Origin of the sequence: Brevibacillus fluminis, assembly GCF_052072235.1 — a bacterium.
Lineage (GTDB): Bacteria > Bacillota > Bacilli > Brevibacillales > Brevibacillaceae > Brevibacillus_D > Brevibacillus_D fluminis_A.
Window position 1 is genome coordinate 3,433,913 of record NZ_CM125436.1, and the last position, 17,368, is coordinate 3,451,280.

Annotated in this window: 22 protein-coding genes; all 22 read right to left on the reverse strand. The window is 51.0% G+C overall.

Features of this window, described 5'->3' with window-relative positions:
• Window positions 1-7: 7 nt before the first annotated feature.
• The gene (flhB, locus tag ACTID9_RS17055) at window positions 8-1,105 is read right to left on the reverse strand and encodes a flagellar biosynthesis protein FlhB (protein WP_441065850.1); all 1,098 of its coding nucleotides are present in this window, start codon (window positions 1,103-1,105) and stop codon (window positions 8-10) included.
• A gap of 2 nt (window positions 1,106-1,107) precedes the next feature.
• Window positions 1,108-1,884 carry a flagellar biosynthetic protein FliR gene (gene fliR, locus ACTID9_RS17060; protein WP_441065852.1) on the reverse strand — a complete coding sequence of 259 codons (777 nt, stop codon included), beginning with the start codon at window positions 1,882-1,884 and terminating at the stop codon, window positions 1,108-1,110.
• Between the two features lie 4 nt (window positions 1,885-1,888).
• Window positions 1,889-2,158, reverse strand: coding sequence for a flagellar biosynthesis protein FliQ (fliQ, locus tag ACTID9_RS17065; RefSeq protein WP_122916528.1), 270 nt, complete (start codon window positions 2,156-2,158; stop codon window positions 1,889-1,891).
• Between the two features lie 18 nt (window positions 2,159-2,176).
• Window positions 2,177-2,968: a flagellar type III secretion system pore protein FliP gene (fliP, locus tag ACTID9_RS17070; protein ID WP_441065854.1), complete on the reverse strand. Its 792-nt coding sequence runs from the start codon at window positions 2,966-2,968 to the stop codon at window positions 2,177-2,179.
• Complete coding sequence (locus tag ACTID9_RS17075; RefSeq protein WP_441065856.1) at window positions 2,965-3,654, reverse strand: flagellar biosynthetic protein FliO; 690 nt, start codon at window positions 3,652-3,654, stop codon at window positions 2,965-2,967. The genes fliP and ACTID9_RS17075 overlap by 4 nt, the downstream gene beginning before the upstream one ends.
• Before the next feature lie 3 nt (window positions 3,655-3,657).
• Window positions 3,658-4,020 carry a response regulator gene (locus tag ACTID9_RS17080; protein ID WP_122916530.1) on the reverse strand — a complete coding sequence of 121 codons (363 nt, stop codon included), beginning with the start codon at window positions 4,018-4,020 and terminating at the stop codon, window positions 3,658-3,660.
• A 36-nt stretch (window positions 4,021-4,056) separates the two neighbouring features.
• A complete protein-coding gene (fliY, locus tag ACTID9_RS17085) occupies window positions 4,057-5,445 on the reverse strand; it encodes a flagellar motor switch phosphatase FliY (protein ID WP_441065859.1) in 1,389 nt (462 codons plus the stop codon).
• Complete coding sequence (gene fliM / locus ACTID9_RS17090) at window positions 5,438-6,433, reverse strand: flagellar motor switch protein FliM (RefSeq protein ID WP_441065861.1); 996 nt, start codon at window positions 6,431-6,433, stop codon at window positions 5,438-5,440. The genes fliY and fliM overlap by 8 nt, the downstream gene beginning before the upstream one ends.
• A 39-nt stretch (window positions 6,434-6,472) precedes the next feature.
• The gene (locus ACTID9_RS17095; RefSeq protein WP_441065863.1) at window positions 6,473-6,928 is read right to left on the reverse strand and encodes a flagellar basal body-associated FliL family protein; all 456 of its coding nucleotides are present in this window, start codon (window positions 6,926-6,928) and stop codon (window positions 6,473-6,475) included.
• A gap of 13 nt (window positions 6,929-6,941) precedes the next feature.
• Window positions 6,942-7,166, reverse strand: coding sequence for a flagellar FlbD family protein (locus ACTID9_RS17100; RefSeq protein WP_441065865.1), 225 nt, complete (start codon window positions 7,164-7,166; stop codon window positions 6,942-6,944).
• Between the two features lie 73 nt (window positions 7,167-7,239).
• Entirely contained in the window at window positions 7,240-8,064 is an 825-nt protein-coding gene (locus ACTID9_RS17105; RefSeq protein ID WP_441065867.1) for a flagellar hook-basal body complex protein, read from the reverse strand.
• A gap of 100 nt (window positions 8,065-8,164) precedes the next feature.
• Complete coding sequence (locus ACTID9_RS17110; protein ID WP_441065869.1) at window positions 8,165-8,563, reverse strand: TIGR02530 family flagellar biosynthesis protein; 399 nt, start codon at window positions 8,561-8,563, stop codon at window positions 8,165-8,167.
• A 23-nt stretch (window positions 8,564-8,586) separates the two neighbouring features.
• Entirely contained in the window at window positions 8,587-9,978 is a 1,392-nt protein-coding gene (locus ACTID9_RS17115; RefSeq protein ID WP_441065871.1) for a flagellar hook-length control protein FliK, read from the reverse strand.
• Between the two features lie 58 nt (window positions 9,979-10,036).
• Window positions 10,037-10,927, reverse strand: a complete 891-nt coding sequence (locus ACTID9_RS17120; protein ID WP_441065872.1) for a magnesium transporter MgtE N-terminal domain-containing protein — start codon at window positions 10,925-10,927, stop codon at window positions 10,037-10,039.
• A gap of 18 nt (window positions 10,928-10,945) precedes the next feature.
• Window positions 10,946-11,386 (reverse strand): flagellar export protein FliJ, encoded by a 441-nt coding sequence (gene fliJ / locus ACTID9_RS17125; protein WP_441065873.1) that lies wholly within the window; start codon window positions 11,384-11,386, stop codon window positions 10,946-10,948.
• Complete coding sequence (fliI, locus tag ACTID9_RS17130; protein ID WP_441065875.1) at window positions 11,386-12,708, reverse strand: flagellar protein export ATPase FliI; 1,323 nt, start codon at window positions 12,706-12,708, stop codon at window positions 11,386-11,388. Before fliI ends, fliJ begins: the two co-directional genes overlap by 1 nt.
• The gene (locus tag ACTID9_RS17135) at window positions 12,695-13,411 is read right to left on the reverse strand and encodes a FliH/SctL family protein (protein ID WP_441065877.1); all 717 of its coding nucleotides are present in this window, start codon (window positions 13,409-13,411) and stop codon (window positions 12,695-12,697) included. The genes fliI and ACTID9_RS17135 overlap by 14 nt, the downstream gene beginning before the upstream one ends.
• Window positions 13,412-13,508: 97 nt before the next feature.
• Window positions 13,509-14,522 (reverse strand): flagellar motor switch protein FliG, encoded by a 1,014-nt coding sequence (fliG, locus tag ACTID9_RS17140; RefSeq protein WP_122916541.1) that lies wholly within the window; start codon window positions 14,520-14,522, stop codon window positions 13,509-13,511.
• 12 nt (window positions 14,523-14,534) lie between these two features.
• Complete coding sequence (gene fliF / locus ACTID9_RS17145) at window positions 14,535-16,121, reverse strand: flagellar basal-body MS-ring/collar protein FliF (protein WP_441065879.1); 1,587 nt, start codon at window positions 16,119-16,121, stop codon at window positions 14,535-14,537.
• A 33-nt stretch (window positions 16,122-16,154) separates the two neighbouring features.
• Window positions 16,155-16,451 carry a flagellar hook-basal body complex protein FliE gene (fliE, locus tag ACTID9_RS17150; RefSeq protein ID WP_441065881.1) on the reverse strand — a complete coding sequence of 99 codons (297 nt, stop codon included), beginning with the start codon at window positions 16,449-16,451 and terminating at the stop codon, window positions 16,155-16,157.
• A gap of 14 nt (window positions 16,452-16,465) precedes the next feature.
• Window positions 16,466-16,927: a flagellar basal body rod protein FlgC gene (gene flgC, locus ACTID9_RS17155; protein ID WP_441065883.1), complete on the reverse strand. Its 462-nt coding sequence runs from the start codon at window positions 16,925-16,927 to the stop codon at window positions 16,466-16,468.
• Between the two features lie 6 nt (window positions 16,928-16,933).
• Window positions 16,934-17,338, reverse strand: coding sequence for a flagellar basal body rod protein FlgB (flgB, locus tag ACTID9_RS17160; RefSeq protein ID WP_441065885.1), 405 nt, complete (start codon window positions 17,336-17,338; stop codon window positions 16,934-16,936).
• Window positions 17,339-17,368 lie beyond the last annotated feature (30 nt).

Here is a 17,368-nt window from a genome sequence, read left to right on the forward strand (position 1 = left end):
TTGTCGGTTATTTCACTTTGCCCTGCAGCTTGTAGACGTAAGCGAGCACTTCCGCTACCGCTTTGAACATCTCTTCCGGGATTTGTTGGCCAATCTCAACCTGACTGTACAGCGCACGCGCCAACGGCTTGTTCTCCATGATGACGATGCGGTTTTTCTTGGCGATTTCCCTGATTTTCAGGGCGATGTAATCCTGTCCTTTGGCGATGACCGTCGGCGCACTCATCGCACCCGCTTCATAGCGGATCGCGACGGAAAAGTGCGTCGGGTTCGTAATCACCACGTCCGCTTTCGGCAGCTCTTGCATCATCCGCTGCATCGCCATTTGCCGCTGCCGCTGCTTGATCTTGCTTTTGATGAGCGGGTCGCCCTCGCTCTTCTTGTATTCGTCCTTGATGTCTTGCTTGGACATCCGCAAGCTCTTTTCATACTCATACCGTTGATAGACATAGTCGCTTACCGCCAGAATGACGAGAAGAATCCCGATGAACAAGCCCAGTTTGACGACTTCATCCCCCGTGAACGCGAGCACGTTTTCCACAGAAGTAAGCGACAGCTTGATCAACGTATCTTTGGCGCTCCACAAAATGGAGTACGCCACATAAATCCCTGCCGAAATTTTCAGGATCGATTTCAGCAGCTCCACGATCGTTCGCATCGAAAAAATGCGTTTGGCGCCTTGGATCGGATTGATCTTGTCCAACTTCAGCATCAACGGCTCTGTCGTAAAGTTCACACCGACTTGCATGTAATTGACAGCCAAGGCGACCACGATCGCAAAACCAAAAATCGGCCCCACGATCTTGATCGCCTCAAAGCCGATCTTGCTCACGATTACGCCGAGATTTTCCTGATTGACGTCCCACAAGAGGTACGTGGTCAGCGTCTCCCGGAGTATGCGTTCAAACGAATCGAGCATGGACGATCCGAAAACATACAGCAGCGTGAAAATGCTTGTAACCGCAAAAGCAGGGGATAAGTCCGAGCTTTTGGCGACCTGCCCTTTTTTCCGCGCTTCCTGCTTCTTTTTCGGGGTCGCTTTTTCGGTTTTTTCCCCGTTGAAGTATTGGAGATCGACGGGGAAGCGCAGCTGGACCCGCAGCATCGTCATCCCCCCAATAGCCTCAGCATCTCAACTAATGCGCGGAACATCCGTTCGAACAATCCGCTGATTACCAAAAAGAAAGCCGGCATTACCACAATCAACAAGAGAAAGCCGGCAATTAATTTTATCGGCAACCCGACAACAAAGATATTAAATTGCGGCACCGATTTGGCGATAATACCAAGAGACAGGTCTACCAGGAACAGCGAGACGACGATCGGCGTCGCCATCAAAAATGCGCTCGAGAACATGTACTCAAACGCCCGTACGACAAACCAGAGCATCTGTTCGCTGTTAATCGGGACCCACACTTTGTCGATCGGCACCATCTTGTAGCTGCGCAGCAAGCCATCGATCAGCACGTGATGGCCATTGATGCTCAAAAAATAAAGGGTTGCCAGCATGCTTTTGAAGTTACCGGTAATCGGCACATACGCGCCTGTACGAGGGTCGATCACATTCGCCATCGCCAGGCCGAGCTGCATGTCCATCAGACCGCCGGCAATTTGAATCGCAAAGAAAAACATCTGGCATAAGAATCCAAGCATGACACCGATCAATGCTTCTTTAACGGCTAACAACGCAAAGGACAAATCCAGTTGAATCGGTTCTGCGACCGTCACATAAGAAAAACTGATCGCTGCCACCACAATGCCAAACCCGATTTTGAACTGGTTAGGGACACCTCGGTTTGAAAAGATCGGGGCGGAGACGAAAAATGCCGTAACGCGTACCAATACCAGCAAGTAGATCGGAAGAACCTGTAGCAAAAATTCCATGTCCCTACCCTACAAACCGATGCAGATTGCCAAAAATATTCATCGTGAACTCGACGAGAATGCGCAGCATCCATGGTCCGAACAACAGCAGTGAAACCATGATCGCGACAATTTTTGGGATAAAGGCAAGCGTTTGTTCCTGGATTTGCGTGGTTGCCTGAAAAATACTGACAAGCAAGCCGACAACGAGTCCAATTCCCAGTGCCGGTGCAGAAACCAACAAGATGGTATAGACGGAACTTTGCGCGATCTGCATGATTAATTCCTGTGACATGTCGGCCTCCTTTGCTTGTTAAAAACTGGTCAACAGAGATTTGACGATCAGGTACCAGCCGTCCACCATGATGAACAAAAGAATCTTGAATGGCAGTGAAATCATGACTGGCGGCAGCATCATCATCCCCATCCCCATCAGCACGCTGGAAACGACCATGTCGATTACAAGAAACGGGATAAATATCATAAAGCCGATTTGAAACGCCGTCTTCAATTCGCTGATGGCATACGCAGGCACGAGCGCGGTCAACGGGATGTCTTGAATCGTCTTGGGTCTCTCCGCTTTCATATAATCGAGAAACAGCTGCAAATCTTTCGCCCTCGTCTGCTTGGCCATAAATTCCTTGAACGGAATCGATGCTTTGACCAATGCCTGTTGCTGCGTCAGTTTGCCTTCCATGAAAGGCTGCACCGCCTGTTCATTCACAGCCGAGAACGTCGGCGTCATGATAAAAAACGTCATGAACAGCGCCAAGCCGACCAGCACCTGGTTTGGCGGCATTTGCTGCGTGGCGAGCGCGTTTCGGACAAAGGACAGCACAACCACGATGCGCGTAAAGCTCGTCATCAATAAAAGAATCGCCGGCGCTACCGAAAGCACGGTCAGCATCAGCAAAATCTTCAAGGTTGTCGCCGTACCCGACGGCGTTTTATCACCATCGCCAATTTGGAAATCGATCGACGGGATCACATTCGCAGTTCCCGCTGCACCTGCTGGAGCGGCAGAGACGTTCGCTGGAACGATGAAGACCGCAGCGCTGGTCAAGACGAGCAAACAAAGCAGCAGGAGTATGTGATTCTTTTTCATACGTGGTCTCCTTTACCTCGTTTTGACTCATCATCCCAAAGTGCGATGCCCGTTTTGCCCCCGACCTCGTCCCACTCTTTGCCCAACATTTCATCGAAAGATCGAGACGTATCCAGCTCTTCGGTCACTTCAAAACGATCGGCTTGCGGTTTGCGCCGCAACCGGGCGAATATCTCTTCCCATTTGCCCGCACCTGTCGGCACGATTTCCGCATCCGCGAGAATTGCGTCCATTTCATCGCCCGCTTCGATATGGCGCAAAAGCGAAATGCTGTCGCCCACACCGACTACATAAAGCGAATCGCCGATCTGAACCACTTGCATTGACTTGCCATTCCCAACCGAGACGGAACTGATGACTTTCATCCCGCCGTTACGTCCTGCTCCGCCCATTTGCCGTTTGGCAAGAAAACGCAGCAGGAAGTAAATCAGAAGGATGATGAAGCCGAGGGAAAAAATGAATTGCACCAGAAGGCCCCATCCGTCCGAGCTTGGAGCGAGCGGAGCATCTTCTGATTTGGTTGGGGCGGTCTGGCCTGTTTTCTTTTGGCTATCCAGCTTGAGCTGATCCGCCACAGAAATGGAGCCAGAATCGTCCGCCCAGACAATTCCAGCAGGTTTAGCAAGCAGGAGCAAGCACACGAAGCAAAGGAGAAACAGTCTTGCTACCGCTGATGTTCCTTTCATCTCTTAGCCCAGTGTTTTCTTGATCGCTTCAAGCACGCGATCCGCTTGGAATGGTTTGACGATGAAGTCTTTTGCCCCTGCTTGAATCGCATCAATTACCATCGCCTGTTGCCCCATTGCAGAGCACATGATGACGCGTGCATTTCCGTCAATCTTTTTGATTTCCTTCAATGCGGTAATCCCGTCCATTTCTGGCATGGTGATGTCCATTGTCACCAAATCCGGGCCCAATTCCTTGTATTTTTCAACAGCTTGCGCACCATCGCTTGCTTCGCCCACAACGATGTAGCCGTTCTTGGTCAGAATTTCCTTAATCATCATTCTCATAAATGCAGCATCATCAACGATCAATACTTTGTTCGACATTACGTAATTCCTCCCAAAAAGTAAATGAAATGTTCGTTACTGTAGTTTTTGAACACGATCCCATTGACTGATAATATCCGTCACGCGTACGCCAAAGTTTTCGTCGATTACGACAACTTCGCCTTTGGCAACCAGCTTGTTGTTCACCAAGATGTCAACAGGCTCGCCCGCCAGCTTGTCCAGCTGAATGATGGAACCGGCGGAAAGCTCCAAGATGTCCTTGATTACTTTTTTTGTACGTCCCAGCTCAACCGTCACCTGCAGCGGAATATCAAGCAGCAGGTTCAAATTCTGGTCATCGAACGACGGCGCGCTTCCCATTCCAAAAGCGGAGAATTGGGCTGGCTTTACGCTCGCTGACGGCTGAGGCGTCGCACCCAGTCCTCCGAAATGCTGCGGTGCGGGCGGAGCCGCAGGCGGCTGTTGGTACTGCGGAGGATAGGGATAGGGCGGATACGGGTACGGCGGATACCCCGGCGGCGGCTGCATCTGATAATGCTGCTGCGCATACGGGTCCATCTGCGGCTGACCATACATCGGCGGCTGCATGCCAGGTGGCGGCTGCATCGCCGGAGGCTGCACAGGCGGCTGCTGCGAAACCGGCGGTCTTACCGCTTCCGCCGTTGCCGCAACCGGAGCCGGATTGTCCCACGCAGGCTCTGGCGACGGCGCAGGAGCCGCTTTGGCCGGTTCCGGTGTGGCTGCAGGCTCCGCTGCCGAGGCTCCTCCCATCAGCATGTCGAGCATCTGTTTCGCAAATGGCACTGGCAATAATTGCATAATGGATGAATCGATCAATTGGCCGTGTTCCCCTACCATTAAACGGAACGATATTTTGACGAGAAAGTCAACATCCGGAATGTTATTTTTTCCTTCTGGCTGTGACAAATCCCAAATATCGATGCCTGGCGGCGAAATATTTACCAATTTATTGAAAATCGTGGACATAGAGGTAGCGGCAGAACCCATCATTTGGTTCATCGCTTCCTGTACGGCGCTCACATGCATTTCGGATAATTCCGTTGTCGCTGGGCGTCCGTCACCCCCCATCATCAAGTCGGCGATGACTGCCGCATCCTCGACACGGATGACCAGCAGGTTGATGCCTTGAAAACCGTCTGTATACTCAACGTGCACCGCGACATGGGGACGTGGAAATTCATCTTCTAACGTGCTTCGCTTAATCAGTGATACCGTCGGTGTCGTGATGTCTACTTTTTGTCCCAACAACGTGGATAAAGCGGTCGCCGCACTTCCAAATGAGATATTGCCAATCTCGCCAAGCGCATCCTGTTCAAAAGCGGTCAGAAAATCCGTGATGTCCGTGTCATCGTCGTGATTTTCCGGTTCTTCCTCATCGCCCACCAGGTTGTTGGCGCGAAGCAGGGCATCTATCTCTTCTTGAGATAACATATCTCTACTCATAGGTCTCCTCCTCTTTTTCGAGGACTTCGTCGATCTGAACGGCTATGCGGCCTTTTGCCGTACCAGGTTGACCTCGAAACTTAATGCGTTCGCCAACTTTGATGCTCAATTTGCTGTCAATTACCTGATCCAGTTGAATTACATCGCCTTTGGAAAGACTCAAGAACTCGCCTACATTGATCGTCGCCGTACCGAGTTCAGCCACGATCGGCAACATAGCTGTCTTGATTTTTTCTTGAAGGACAATTTCCTCACGCTCATCGCGCGTGCGTCGCTGCGTCGAGAACCAATACTGTCCGGACAATTTCGGCATGATCGGCTCCAATACGACGTGCGGCAAGCAGATGTTGATCATCCCTGTCGTGTCACCGATTTTGGTGCTGAGTGAGATAACCGCCACAATTTCATTAGGCGAAACGATCTGCATGAATTGCGGATTCATCTCCAGCACTTCCAAATAAGGATCGATGTCGATGATTTGCTTCCACGCCTCATGGAAGCTATCCAGCGCTTTGCTGAACACCCGTTCCATCACGGTATTTTCGATCTCAGTGAGCGCGCCCATCTTTTCCGGGATCGCCCCTTGTCCACCCAGCAATCGGTCCAGCATGGCATAAGCGATATTGGGATTGACCTCCATTACCATTCGCCCTTCCAAAGGAGGAGCTTCAAAGATATTTAGGATCGTCATCTTGGGGATTGAGCGAATAAATTCTTCATATGGCAACTGATCGACAGAGGCGACAGTGATTTGAACAAAGGTTCGCAGCTGAGCTGAAAAATACGTGGTCAAAAGCCTGGCGTAGTTTTCATGAATTCTCGTTAATCCGCGTATCTGGTCTTTTGAGAACCGCAGAGCACGTTTAAAATCGTAAACTTTTACTTTTTTCTCGCTATCTTCTTTTTTCAGCTCGTTGGCATCCATCTCTCCAGACGAGAGCGCGGCCAACAGCGCATCTATCTCACTTTGTGAGAGAACCTCGGCCATCCTGATCACCTCCCTAGCTATGTATATTCCTGTTACACGTTATGAAAAGAGGCTCTTGGTCGTAATGACCTGAACGATTTTACCTTCCTGCATGATGGCGCTGATCTCATTCATGATCTTTGCTTCCAGCTTGTTCAAGCCTTCCGTTCCTCTGAGTTCATCGCGTTTCAATCCTGCCAATGTCTTGATGATAATCTGGTTCACCTGCGGCATGCGTTTGGTCAGCTCTTCCTTGCCCTTGCTGCTGTCAGCGGTGATGGAAAAGCGCGCCACAATGTAGTCATTCGAGAGCAGGTTGGTGGTGATTTCGCCGGAATCAACGGTATATTCCACCATTTCATCGGCGGTCATCGGCTTCACCTCTTCATGTCCTGCTGCCGCCGTTTGCGCAGAAGGCGAAAAGTAGAACTGCCACAGCACGAACGTCACCGCACCAATCAAGGTTATGGAAATAATGATAATTAAGGCCATGTTAAACAGCTTGTTTTGAAACATCGTAAGCCTCCTGCTATACTATAGAGTCGTCGTCTTCAGGACGCGGAATGACGGTCGCCGAGTTGGCTTTTTGGTAAAAGGCGGTGATTTGCTCCGCGATGGCTTTTGCCGGTTCCTTTACCAACAGCTTTTTCCCGTTCAACAGGGTGATGACCGTATCAGGAGTTGCTTCAACGACTTCTATATGGGTGATATTGAGAAAGAATTTTCCTCCGTTCAATCGAGTTAATTCGATCATCTGACCAACCCTTTCACATGGGGAAGTGGGGGCCCAAAGGCCCCGCCCTGCTTCCTTTATTTTACCTTACGATCTAGCGTTTCAGGTTGATCAACTCTTCCAATACTGTGTCAGAAGTGGTAATAATGCGGGAGTTCGCCTGGAAACCGCGCTGTGCCACGATCATTTCCGTAAATTCCTCCGACAAGTCGACGTTGGACATTTCCAAGGCACCGGAAACGATGGAAGAGTTAGCACCTGCAGGGTTCGTAATATTGTCAACCTGGGTATTTCCAGCCTCCCTCGCATTCGGTGTCAATTCATATAAGGCATTTCCGATCTTTTTCAAACCAGCTGCGTTGTCTACAGTAGCAACTCCGATAAATCCGCTTCCAATCGGAGCCGTCACACCTTGCGTATCAGTCGCATTGATGCTGCCATCCCGACCAATCGAGTAAGAAACATACGTGCCTCGCGGGATTTGAATTGGCGACTCGCCACTATCCAGGACTTGCATGCCTTGAGAATTGACCAGATAGCCGTCCCCATCACGCGTGAAATTTCCAGCTCTTGTTAAATACCTCGTTGTACCTCCGTCAGGACTTACAACGAAAAATGCATCACCTTCAATAGCCAAATCCGATGTCAAATTTGTTGTCATCGGGCTGCCTGGAGAGTGTACGACATCGATGGATGCAGTTGTTGAACCCAAGCCCACTTGTTTCGCGTTTATACCACCCAAGCCACTACCATTCCCCGCAGATGCGCCCGTAACGTTTTGGCTCAAAATATCTTGGAACATGACGCGGCTCTTCTTGAAGCCGACCGTATTCACGTTCGCGATATTATTGCCGATTACGTCCAGTTTTGTTTGAAAGCCACGCATACCAGAAACCCCAGAATACATTGAACGAAGCATTCAATAATCCCCCTCAAGTTGTGTTGTTCCGATTGCCTCAGTCAGTCGGCAATCGCTGGGCTTCCTCGATCGAGGGCCAGCCCCCATCCCTTACGTTTGCTTATACGAAAATGGCACTGTCAATGTTGGTAAACACATTGTCCTTCAGCTGCCCTTGCTCTACGGCCGTGATCACTTTCCGATTGACGATGCTGACCACGAACGCCACGTTGTCCATCATGATCAGTGATTCCTTGGCGCCTTTTCCCGCTGCTTTCGTCACAGCGCCCTCCAGCTTGGCGAGATGGGCGGCATCCAGCTCGATTCCCCGCTCTCGCATTCGCACAGAAGCATGCTGGCTAAAACGGAGCGGCTGCGCTTGCTTTTGCGAAGCGCCAGGCAGCGAATCCTGCAGCCATTGCTCGAATGGCTTTTTGGTCTGCGCAGGCGCCATCTGCTTTGCTGGAAATCGTGTTTGGGATGGATAGAACGATTGACCGACGCGAAATTGTTCACTCATGACGGTTGCATCCCTCCAAACCTTTACACAGAATATTCCACTTTCGCCTGCTTCGAGGCAAGCCAGCTATCTGCACCACCAGACTCTGTCAACGCGTCGATGTTAAATTCAGCATCGTCTTCATTGGATTGCTTGTTCTGCTCTCCCTGGCGATTTTGCTGGCTTCCGCGCTGCTCCTGGAAGCCGAATTGCGCTTGCTGGGAAGGCTGCTGCTGCGTCACTTCCAAACGGTCGACCTGCAAACCCAGTTGGGTCAAAGCTGCCCGCAATTGCGGCAATTGATTATCCAGCAATTCCTTGCCGGCATGCGTATCAGCGGCGAATTGTGCGGTAATCACATGATTGTTCGCGGTAATTTTCACATCGACCTGACCGAGCGCTTGCGGATGCAACGTTATTTTCGCTTCAGACATTCCGTTCGCACCCACGATCTTCATCTGCTTCACGAACAAATTCGCCACATCTTTCGGCAATTGCTCCGAACGAACCAGCTCACCGCTTGGTTGTGCTATCGGTGCGTTCGACTGCTGGGCATTCGGCTGCAGAGCCGTCTGCAGACTGCCCGCAAATGCATTGTTGTTCGTCTGCGCCTCATCTGACGACACATTCGTCACGTCAGCGACATTTTGCAAAGCAGCTTGCAGCAATTGATCCAGTTGTGTTTGCGGCTGTTCCGGACGGATTGCCAAACCTGGCTGATATTTTGCCAATGCCACCTGAACTTGGTGTGGCAGCAAGTGAGCCTGCATGGCTGACTGGAATTGGGTTACCGGCGAATAGCGGATGTCCCGCGGATTGCCACCAACCGTTTTCTTCGCTGTAGTGAACGATAGTTCCGGGTCCTTTGCTGCGCCCCCCGGCTGAACTACTTGCTGAACGTCTACCCCGTATTTCGCCAAAATGGCGACCGCCTGCTGTACGGCTTGCTTTACCTGTGGCTGTTGGTCTGACGATTGCGAACGGACCAATGATTCCAGCAGGTCAGCCATCTGAGTCGCACGCTGATCATCCACCCCTTGATTGACAAAAGCTGTGACCAATGCCTGCTTGACATTTGGCTGCAGACTGACTGCCACCTGCCCTTGATCCGGCGATTCCGTCTGTGCCGCTTGGCTTGCCTGCTCAATCGCTTGCTGCGGAATCATGTTGACGGTTCCGCTTTGCAGCAGCTGATCCAGCATGGCAAGCAGGTCGCCTACATCGTCCCCCTGGTCATCCTGCTCCGCAGTTTGGGGTACAAGCGAATCCACCGTCTGCGTCTGGATGTTGGCGAGAAGACCAGTCAGCTCAGTGGCCAACAAGCTGCCAAAACCGGCTTGCTGCTCCGGCATCGCCGCATTCTTCCCACCGCCAAGCCCGGTCGCTGCTTGTGCGTCAGCGGCTGTAAACGTGGTAACCGCGTTGTTTACGTTCATTGTGTCACCTCCTGTTTTTGAATAAAAATAGTTGCTATGTAATCGATAGCTTGTGGAGCTATCGGAGCAACTCGCTGGTAATGCGAGCAGCAAGCGCGGTATTTTTCTCACCGATGGCGGCCAACACTTGCGCGCGCTTGTCATTGGCCATGCCTGCCATAATGGAGATCGCCCGCTTTTGGTTGGTTGTCATCAAGGCGGTTATGATCTCGGCAGCGCGGGCTGCCGGCATTTGCGAAAACGAATTGACGAGATTGTCCATGCTGGTCGAATCTTGCCTTGTCTCGCTCAGCGCCTTGGTGAGCACCTGCACGCGCTGTTGGAGCGCCGCGATGTCATCATCTTTGCTAATCGTCGTATCCTTCAGCAAAATCGAAATGTCAGCCGCTTTTTTCGGATCCATTTTCGCCAAAAGGTCTGCACGCTGCTCGGGTTTCATTGCGGCAAGCACCGTAACAGCCTCTTCCACCGAAAGATTTTCCACGATGGCAGCTGCGTTTTTCGGCGACATGCTCGTATAAATTTTGGATAAATCCTGGAACTGCTTTTGTCGTTCTGCGGCATCCGCTTTTTTGTCTTCCATCATTTTTTGCAAATCCTGCACCTGTTTTTGCAGGTTTTGGATCGTGGCGTCCTTTTGGGCCGACTCCCCTTGCAATTGCGCGAGCTGCTGCTTGCTTTTGTTCAAATCAGTCTGAGTCGTAACCAATTGGTTCTGCACGTTTTGCTTTTTTGCCGCATCCGGGTCGGCTTCCTGCGGTACATCCGGGACAATTTTTTCAATGTAGGGGATTGAATTCGCCCAGCCTAACACTTTCCCCACTACATTTACGCCCAAGAAGCTTAGCAGAACGCCGCCCAGGATGCTCGCAAACAAGGCCGGGATGATGATCATATAAAAAATCCATTCCCACTTGCTGTACGATTTCTCTTCCTGGGTTTCTTCCATGATGAACCTCCTAGCCGGCTATCTGCGAACGTACTGAACGAGGCCGATCTCATCCAATATCTGTTGCTCCCGATATTTTGCAGCCTCGTCGTATTTGAGGCGTTCTTTTTCTTTAAGCTTGCTCCACAGCTGGTTTTCCTGCATTTTGGACGTCAACGTCCGCTTGCAGTTCTCCACGTTTCGGTCGCACGCCGAGATGGTGTCAACCTGCTGCACGATCGCCTTGTCGATCGCCAGACGAAATTGATTCATTTCCATCAGCCTGGCTGCCGTGCACGCTTGCTCCTGCAGCTTGTGCAGCGTATCGGTCAGCTGATCCCTGCGCTGATGCAGATGAATCAGCTTCTCTTCTTCCTCGGTCTTTTTTTGAACGGACTTGCCGAAAGCCCATTCGGCCTGCTCCTGTTCCTTTTCCTTCAAATCGAGAATCTTCTGGAGATGAAAGCGAAATACCGCCATTAGTTCAGCCCTCCAAAATGAGCAATCAGCGCATTGATGGTCTTCTCCAGCTCTGCCGGTTCATGTGTCCCTTGAGCTGTGAAGCCGGTAATCACATCCCGCAAACGAATGGCCGCATCGATGTCGCGATTGCTGCCTTGCTTATAGGCACCGATGTTGATCAGGTCTTCCGCTTCTTTATAGGTAGCCATATGCCGCTTCAGCGTGCGTGCCGCATCGAGATGCTGATGCGTGCAAATTTCGTTCATGACACGGCTTACGCTTTGCAGAACATCAATCGCCGGAAAATGCCCTTTCTGGGCAATCTTCCGATCCAGCACGATGTGACCGTCCAAAATCCCCCGCACCGCATCGGCAATCGGATCGTTCATGTCGTCCGAATCGACAAGCACGGTGTAAAAAGCCGTGATGCTTCCTAGATGGGACGTTCCCGCACGCTCCAACAGGCGTGGCAGCATGGCAAATACGGAAGGCGTGTACCCTCTCGTTGCCGGCGGCTCGCCAATCGCGAGTCCGACCTCGCGCTGCGCCATCGCAAAACGTGTGACAGAGTCCATCATCAGCATGACGTTCAATCCGCGGTCGCGAAAATATTCGGCGATGGATGTCGCCAGCATCGCGCCTTTGATACGAATCATAGCAGGCTGGTCGGAGGTAGCCACGACCAGGATGGATCGTTTGAGCCCCTCTTCCCCGAGATCGCGCTCGATGAACTCCTTCACCTCGCGCCCACGCTCTCCGATCAATCCGATCACATTGATATCTGCCGATGTGTTTCTCGCGATCATGCCCAGGAGTGTGCTTTTCCCTACGCCGGAACCGGCAAAAATCCCGACACGCTGCCCTTTGCCAACTGTCAACAGGCCATCGATCGCCCGGACGCCAACATTTAATTTCTCTTCAATACGCGGCCGGGTCAATGGATTCGGCGGCTGGTTCTCGGTCGGGTACGTCGTCAAGCCGTACGGGAGCACCGAACCGTCCATCGGTCTTCCAAGCCCATCGAGCACATAGCCGAGTATCTCTGGTCCAACTTTGACGGATAGCGGTTTGCCGGTCGCGACCACATCGCATCCCGGTCCAACTGCGGTTAACTCGCCAAGCGGCATCAGTAGCACCTTGTGATCGCGAAAACCGACAACCTCCGCCATAATCGGTTCCTGTCCGTTCTGCGGGTAGATCAGACAAACCTCGCCCAGCTTTGTCTCGGGGCCATGCGATTCAATCGTCAGTCCGATGACCTGTGTTACTTTACCGTTCACTCTGACGGGATCTATCTGTTCGAGCGCGTATACGTATTTTTTCAGATCAAGCTGGCTCATCTGCGTCACTTCCCCGTGCAATCTCGATCAGCGCTTGTTTAATCTCGGCAAGCTGCGTATCGATGCGCGCATCGATGCTGCCAAGCGGCGTCCGGATCACGCAGCCTTCATCCTTGACGGTATGATCCGGAAAAATTTGCAGCTCTGCTTGTCCATCGAACAAGGAAGCCAACTGCTGCCTGTGTTCCGAGAGAAAGGGATAGTCCGCATGATTGACATACAGGGAGATGTCTCCGTGCACGCGGGAGCGGCGCAAGTACCTGCTTACCAGCTCCAGCTTCCTCATTTGATCCAGTTCCAGTTCAGCCCCGATGATTTTCCGCGCGATTTCTGTTGATAACTCTACGAGAAACGGCTCTGCTTCAGCGATGATCGTCCGTTTTTCCGCATAGGCCATTTCCAGCACTTGCTTGGCCAGCTGAACGGTTTGCTCTTCCTCTTGGAGCGCTTGCTGCTTCCCTTCGATCAGGCCTTGCTGGTACCCTTCCTGGCGCGCCTGCTGGCGGTCTTGATCGATTTGGGCCTCTGCCAGCCTGCGCTGCTCCTTGGCCCATTGCTGAATATCGGCTTCTGCCTGATTTTTGTTCAACTCAGCCTGCTCGACCGCTTCGGCCAATATCCGCTTTGCCATTTCTTCGGCATCGCGGAGGATGGTTTGCGCTTCGAGTTGGACTTCATGCAAATAATTCTCATTTTCCTGCAACTTTTCTCCAAGATCTTCCGTCTTAAGGGGCAATGAGGCTTTGACAGAAAGGAGAATCTTCTCGTCTGAATGCTGATAGCTGGACGCTTTAAAAATCCTAGACAATGATATCATCCCCTCCGCCGCGGGCTATGATAATTTCACCCGCCTCTTCCAAGCGTCGAATGGTAGCGACGATGCGCGACTGCGCCTCTTCGACATCGCGGAGACGGACTGGTCCCATAAATTCCATTTCTTCTTTGAACGTTTCGGCCATACGCTTGGACATGTTGCGGAACACCGTTTCGCGCACCTCTTCGCTCGCAACCTTGAGCGAGAGCTGGAGGTCTGCGTTTTCGACATCGCGGATCACGCGCTGAATCGAACGATTGTCCAAGGAGGCGATGTCCTCGAATACGAACATCCGTTTCTTGATCTCTTCCGCAAGCTCAGGGTCTTGAATTTCCAGCGAGTCAAGAATGGTTCGCTCCGTACTGCGGTCTACGCCATTCAGGACGTTGACGATCGCCTCGATACCGCCCGCTTGCGTGTAATCTTGCGTAACGGTAGCAGACAGCTTTTGCTCCAGGACCTGTTCCACCTGCGTGATGACTTCCGGCGATGTGCTGTCCATCAACGCGATGCGCTTTGCAACATCCGCCTGTCGTTCCTGCGGCAGCGAGGAGAGAATGAGCGCGGCCTGCTGCGGCTCCAAATAGGCGAGCACCAGCGCAATCGTTTGGGAGTGCTCATTCTGTAAAAAGTTCAAAATTTGATTCGGGTCTGCTTTTCTCGCAAAGTCAAACGGGCGTACCTGCAAGTTTGCTGTCAAGCGATTGATAATATCCATCGCTTTCGTTTCACCCAGCGCTTTTTGCAAGATTTCTTTGGCGTACGTGATCCCGCCCTGGGATATGACATCTTTCGCTACCGCGATTTGATGAAATTCAGCCAAAATCTTGTCTTTTTCCTCGTTATCCACTCTTCTGACATTGGCAATCTCCAATGTCAGCTGCTCAATTTCGTCCTCTCGCAAATGTTTGAACACCTGTGCCGATACTTCCGGCCCAAGCGAGATGAGAAGAATGGCAGCCTTCTGACGGCCTGTCAATTCCTTGGCACCGCGCGCCATAAACCTCACTCCCTAATCTTCAGCTAACCAGGTACGGAGCAAGACGACAAACTCGTCCGGCCTACTACGCGCCAGTTTTTCGAGTTGTTTTCGCACAACAACCTCATCGCTATTTTCATCATATTGCAAATCAGGAACCTCGAAAATTTGAGGTTCTGGAATGTCTGTCAACTCTTCTTGCATCTGTTGCGCTTGCTTGCGGCGGCGGAATACCATATAGCCCACAGCGCCAAGTGCCAGAAGTGCCAATACACCTGCACCGATCAGCAAGGAAGGACTTAAGCCCGTCTGCTGCTCGACCACAACTTTCCCCGAGAATGTTCGAGGGAAGATGGAAATGCGTTGATCGAGCTCGGCTGGAGTTAACGTTACCCCTTTTTCGCTCAAGGATACTTGGACCACATTTCGCAACACTTGACGGATGCTATCCATCGTTTGCTGGTCAAGCTGACCGCCCGTTGGAGGTTCAACCCCGACGTTGATCGACAGGTCTACCAGTTTGTACGGGCTTTCCACGATATTGCGTGTAATCCGGTTTACTTCACGGTTTACAATATCATCCGTTTTTTCATAATTGCTGTTTGAGCCATTTTGACTTGTTCCCGGGAAGCTTGGCACATCGTTTTGTCCGGTTCCGGAAGTACCGCCCGGCGGTGTCCCTTGTCCGGAGAACGTTTCGGACAGTTTTTTCGCGCTGATGACCAATCCCTCGTTATTGGTTGTATCCGGCGCTGTCACCAGTTTTTCTTCGCGCTTCTCAGTGGCAAAGTCCATTTTCACGGCTGTCTGCACAATGACTTTATCTCGCCCCATAATGACGCCGAGGAAATTGTAAATATCTTTTTGAATATTGGCTTGAACTTCCGCTTTGATTTTCTCCTGCTGCTGATAAGCAGTCATCGAGTTGGTCGAATCATCTGTGTCAGGCAATTTCAGCAAATTCGAGTATTGGTCGGTAATCGTAATTTTATCGGTTGGCAAGTTCGGTACACTTCGAGAAACAATAAAATATAAGGCCCTCGTCTGTTCGGGTGTTAACTGTTTGCCTGGTTCGATCTGCACAATCACCGATGCCGATGCCTGTTCTTTCGTCTCGGTCACCCACACGTCATCATTCGGTAGCGTGAGCATCACTTGCGCGGTCTGTACCCCATCTACCCGCTCCAGCATTTTTTTCAATTCGGCCTGCAGCGCGTCTTTTTTCAGCACATCGAATTGACGATCCGTGATCCCGAAAGAGCTTGTCCCGGTGAAAATTTGCGTGCTGATTCCCGCTGTGCTCGGAATCCCTTTTGCTGCCAAATCCACGATGACATCCTGCGCGTTCACTTGCGGCACTTCAATTCCTGTACCGTTGTTGATGATATGGTAATCGACTTTGCTGGAATCCAGTTCTTGCTTGATCGTTCCGATCTCTTGCTCACTCAGTGGTTGCTTGAACAACGGAACATAAACCGGTCTCGACGCAATGTATATGTATAGGCCGAGTGAAACGAGCAAAAAAATGACGATCGAGGAAAAAATCAATTTTTGCTTTCTCGTTAAACTATTCCATTTTTCTACAATCTGATTTTTATATTGGAGAAGACGTTCGTTCATGTTTCACCTCGCCAGAGAAATAACAACGATTCGTTACAACGGCATGCGCATAATTTCTTGATACGATTCAATCACTTTATTGCGCACTTGCGTCGTAAGCTGCAAAAGAATCGTTGCTTTCTGACCGGCAATTGTTACCTGGTGCACATCCTGGACTTGACCAGCAGCAAATTGTTGCGTAAGTTTGTCAGAAGTAACTTGTGCTTCATTTACGGTATCGAGTGCATTCGACAAATAGTCACCGAACGATTTTGTTGTTTCAGCAACCGTTGGTGTTTTTGGTGTCGTCAGTTGCATCATGCTGATATTAGATAAGCCGTTAATCTCCATTTTTTTACTTTCTCCTATCTCCCATTAATGTCCAGCGCCTTCAGCATCATGCTCTTAGCCGCGTTCAACGCAGTCACGTTCGCTTCATAAGCGCGCGATGCAGAAATCATGTCAACCATTTCCTTCATGGTATCCACGTTAGGAAGAAAGACATAGCCATCTTTATCAGCATCCGGGTGCTCAGGATTATACACGCGGCGAAATGGTGTGCTGTCTTCCCGAATGGCAGTCACGCGCACGCCTTGTTCGACTTGGGGCGAAACGGAGCCCATTGCCATTTGCAAAAAGTTATCGAACGACTCGTTCGTTTTCGGTGCAAGATCCACCATTTTCCGACGATAAGGTTGCCACACGCCGTTTACCATTTGCGCTCTCGTCGACTCTGCATTTGCCAGGTTGGCCGCAATCACATCCAGGCGCAAACGGTTTGCGGTTAGGGCAGAAGCACTTGAATCAATCCCTTGAAACATTCCCACTACTTTCTACCTCCCGCCATCGATAACACTCTTCATTTTGACAAAATAGCTGTTGGTCATATCCGCCAAACCTCGATAGTAAAGCTGTGTTTTTGCTAGCTGTGCTTCTTCATATTCGATATCGACGTTATTCCCGTTATTTTGCATGATCAAACCCGAATTTGATGTAATCGTCGGCAGCGGAATTGAGCCAGTGTCAGAAAACGGTATGTGCCGGGCATCGGTTCGGTAGGCTTGCAAATTTTCGCTATCGCCGTTCAGCTCCGCCTGCAACATGCTTTCAAAATTTACCTGTTTGCTTTTGTACTGCGGCGTATCCACATTGGCGATATTGTTTTGAATCGTGCGTAGTCTGAGGGAGGAAGCATCCAGCGATCTCTCCATAATCCCCAAAGTCTGATTAAATAACACTCGCAATCCCTCCATTACATAACTACCAGT

Bases quoted from the DNA above. Each gene is read 5' to 3' on its own strand.
- flhB (WP_441065850.1), bottom strand. From the start codon at position 1,105: ATGCTGCGGGTCCAGCTGCGCTTCCCCGTCGATCTCCAATACTTCAAC.
- ACTID9_RS17095 (WP_441065863.1), bottom strand. From the start codon at position 6,928: ATGTTTCAAAACAAGCTGTTTAACATGGCCTTAATTATCATTATTTCC.
- ACTID9_RS17120 (WP_441065872.1), bottom strand. From the start codon at position 10,927: ATGGAAGAAACCCAGGAAGAGAAATCGTACAGCAAGTGGGAATGGATT.
- ACTID9_RS17105 (WP_441065867.1), bottom strand. From the start codon at position 8,064: ATGCTTCGTTCAATGTATTCTGGGGTTTCTGGTATGCGTGGCTTTCAA.
- ACTID9_RS17080 (WP_122916530.1), bottom strand. From the start codon at position 4,020: ATGTCGAACAAAGTATTGATCGTTGATGATGCTGCATTTATGAGAATG.
- fliP (WP_441065854.1), bottom strand. From the start codon at position 2,968: ATGAAAAAGAATCACATACTCCTGCTGCTTTGTTTGCTCGTCTTGACC.
- fliG (WP_122916541.1), bottom strand. From the start codon at position 14,522: ATGGCGCGCGGTGCCAAGGAATTGACAGGCCGTCAGAAGGCTGCCATT.
- fliY (WP_441065859.1), bottom strand. From the start codon at position 5,445: ATGAGTAGAGATATGTTATCTCAAGAAGAGATAGATGCCCTGCTTCGC.
- fliI (WP_441065875.1), bottom strand. From the start codon at position 12,708: ATGAGCCAGCTTGATCTGAAAAAATACGTATACGCGCTCGAACAGATA.
- fliR (WP_441065852.1), bottom strand. From the start codon at position 1,884: ATGGAATTTTTGCTACAGGTTCTTCCGATCTACTTGCTGGTATTGGTA.
- fliQ (WP_122916528.1), bottom strand. From the start codon at position 2,158: ATGTCACAGGAATTAATCATGCAGATCGCGCAAAGTTCCGTCTATACC.
- fliF (WP_441065879.1), bottom strand. From the start codon at position 16,121: ATGAACGAACGTCTTCTCCAATATAAAAATCAGATTGTAGAAAAATGG.
- ACTID9_RS17100 (WP_441065865.1), bottom strand. From the start codon at position 7,166: ATGATCGAATTAACTCGATTGAACGGAGGAAAATTCTTTCTCAATATC.
- fliM (WP_441065861.1), bottom strand. From the start codon at position 6,433: ATGGCCGAGGTTCTCTCACAAAGTGAGATAGATGCGCTGTTGGCCGCG.
- ACTID9_RS17075 (WP_441065856.1), bottom strand. From the start codon at position 3,654: ATGAAAGGAACATCAGCGGTAGCAAGACTGTTTCTCCTTTGCTTCGTG.
- fliE (WP_441065881.1), bottom strand. From the start codon at position 16,451: ATGGAGATTAACGGCTTATCTAATATCAGCATGATGCAACTGACGACA.
- ACTID9_RS17115 (WP_441065871.1), bottom strand. From the start codon at position 9,978: ATGAACGTAAACAACGCGGTTACCACGTTTACAGCCGCTGACGCACAA.
- fliJ (WP_441065873.1), bottom strand. From the start codon at position 11,386: ATGGCGGTATTTCGCTTTCATCTCCAGAAGATTCTCGATTTGAAGGAA.
- ACTID9_RS17110 (WP_441065869.1), bottom strand. From the start codon at position 8,563: ATGAGTGAACAATTTCGCGTCGGTCAATCGTTCTATCCATCCCAAACA.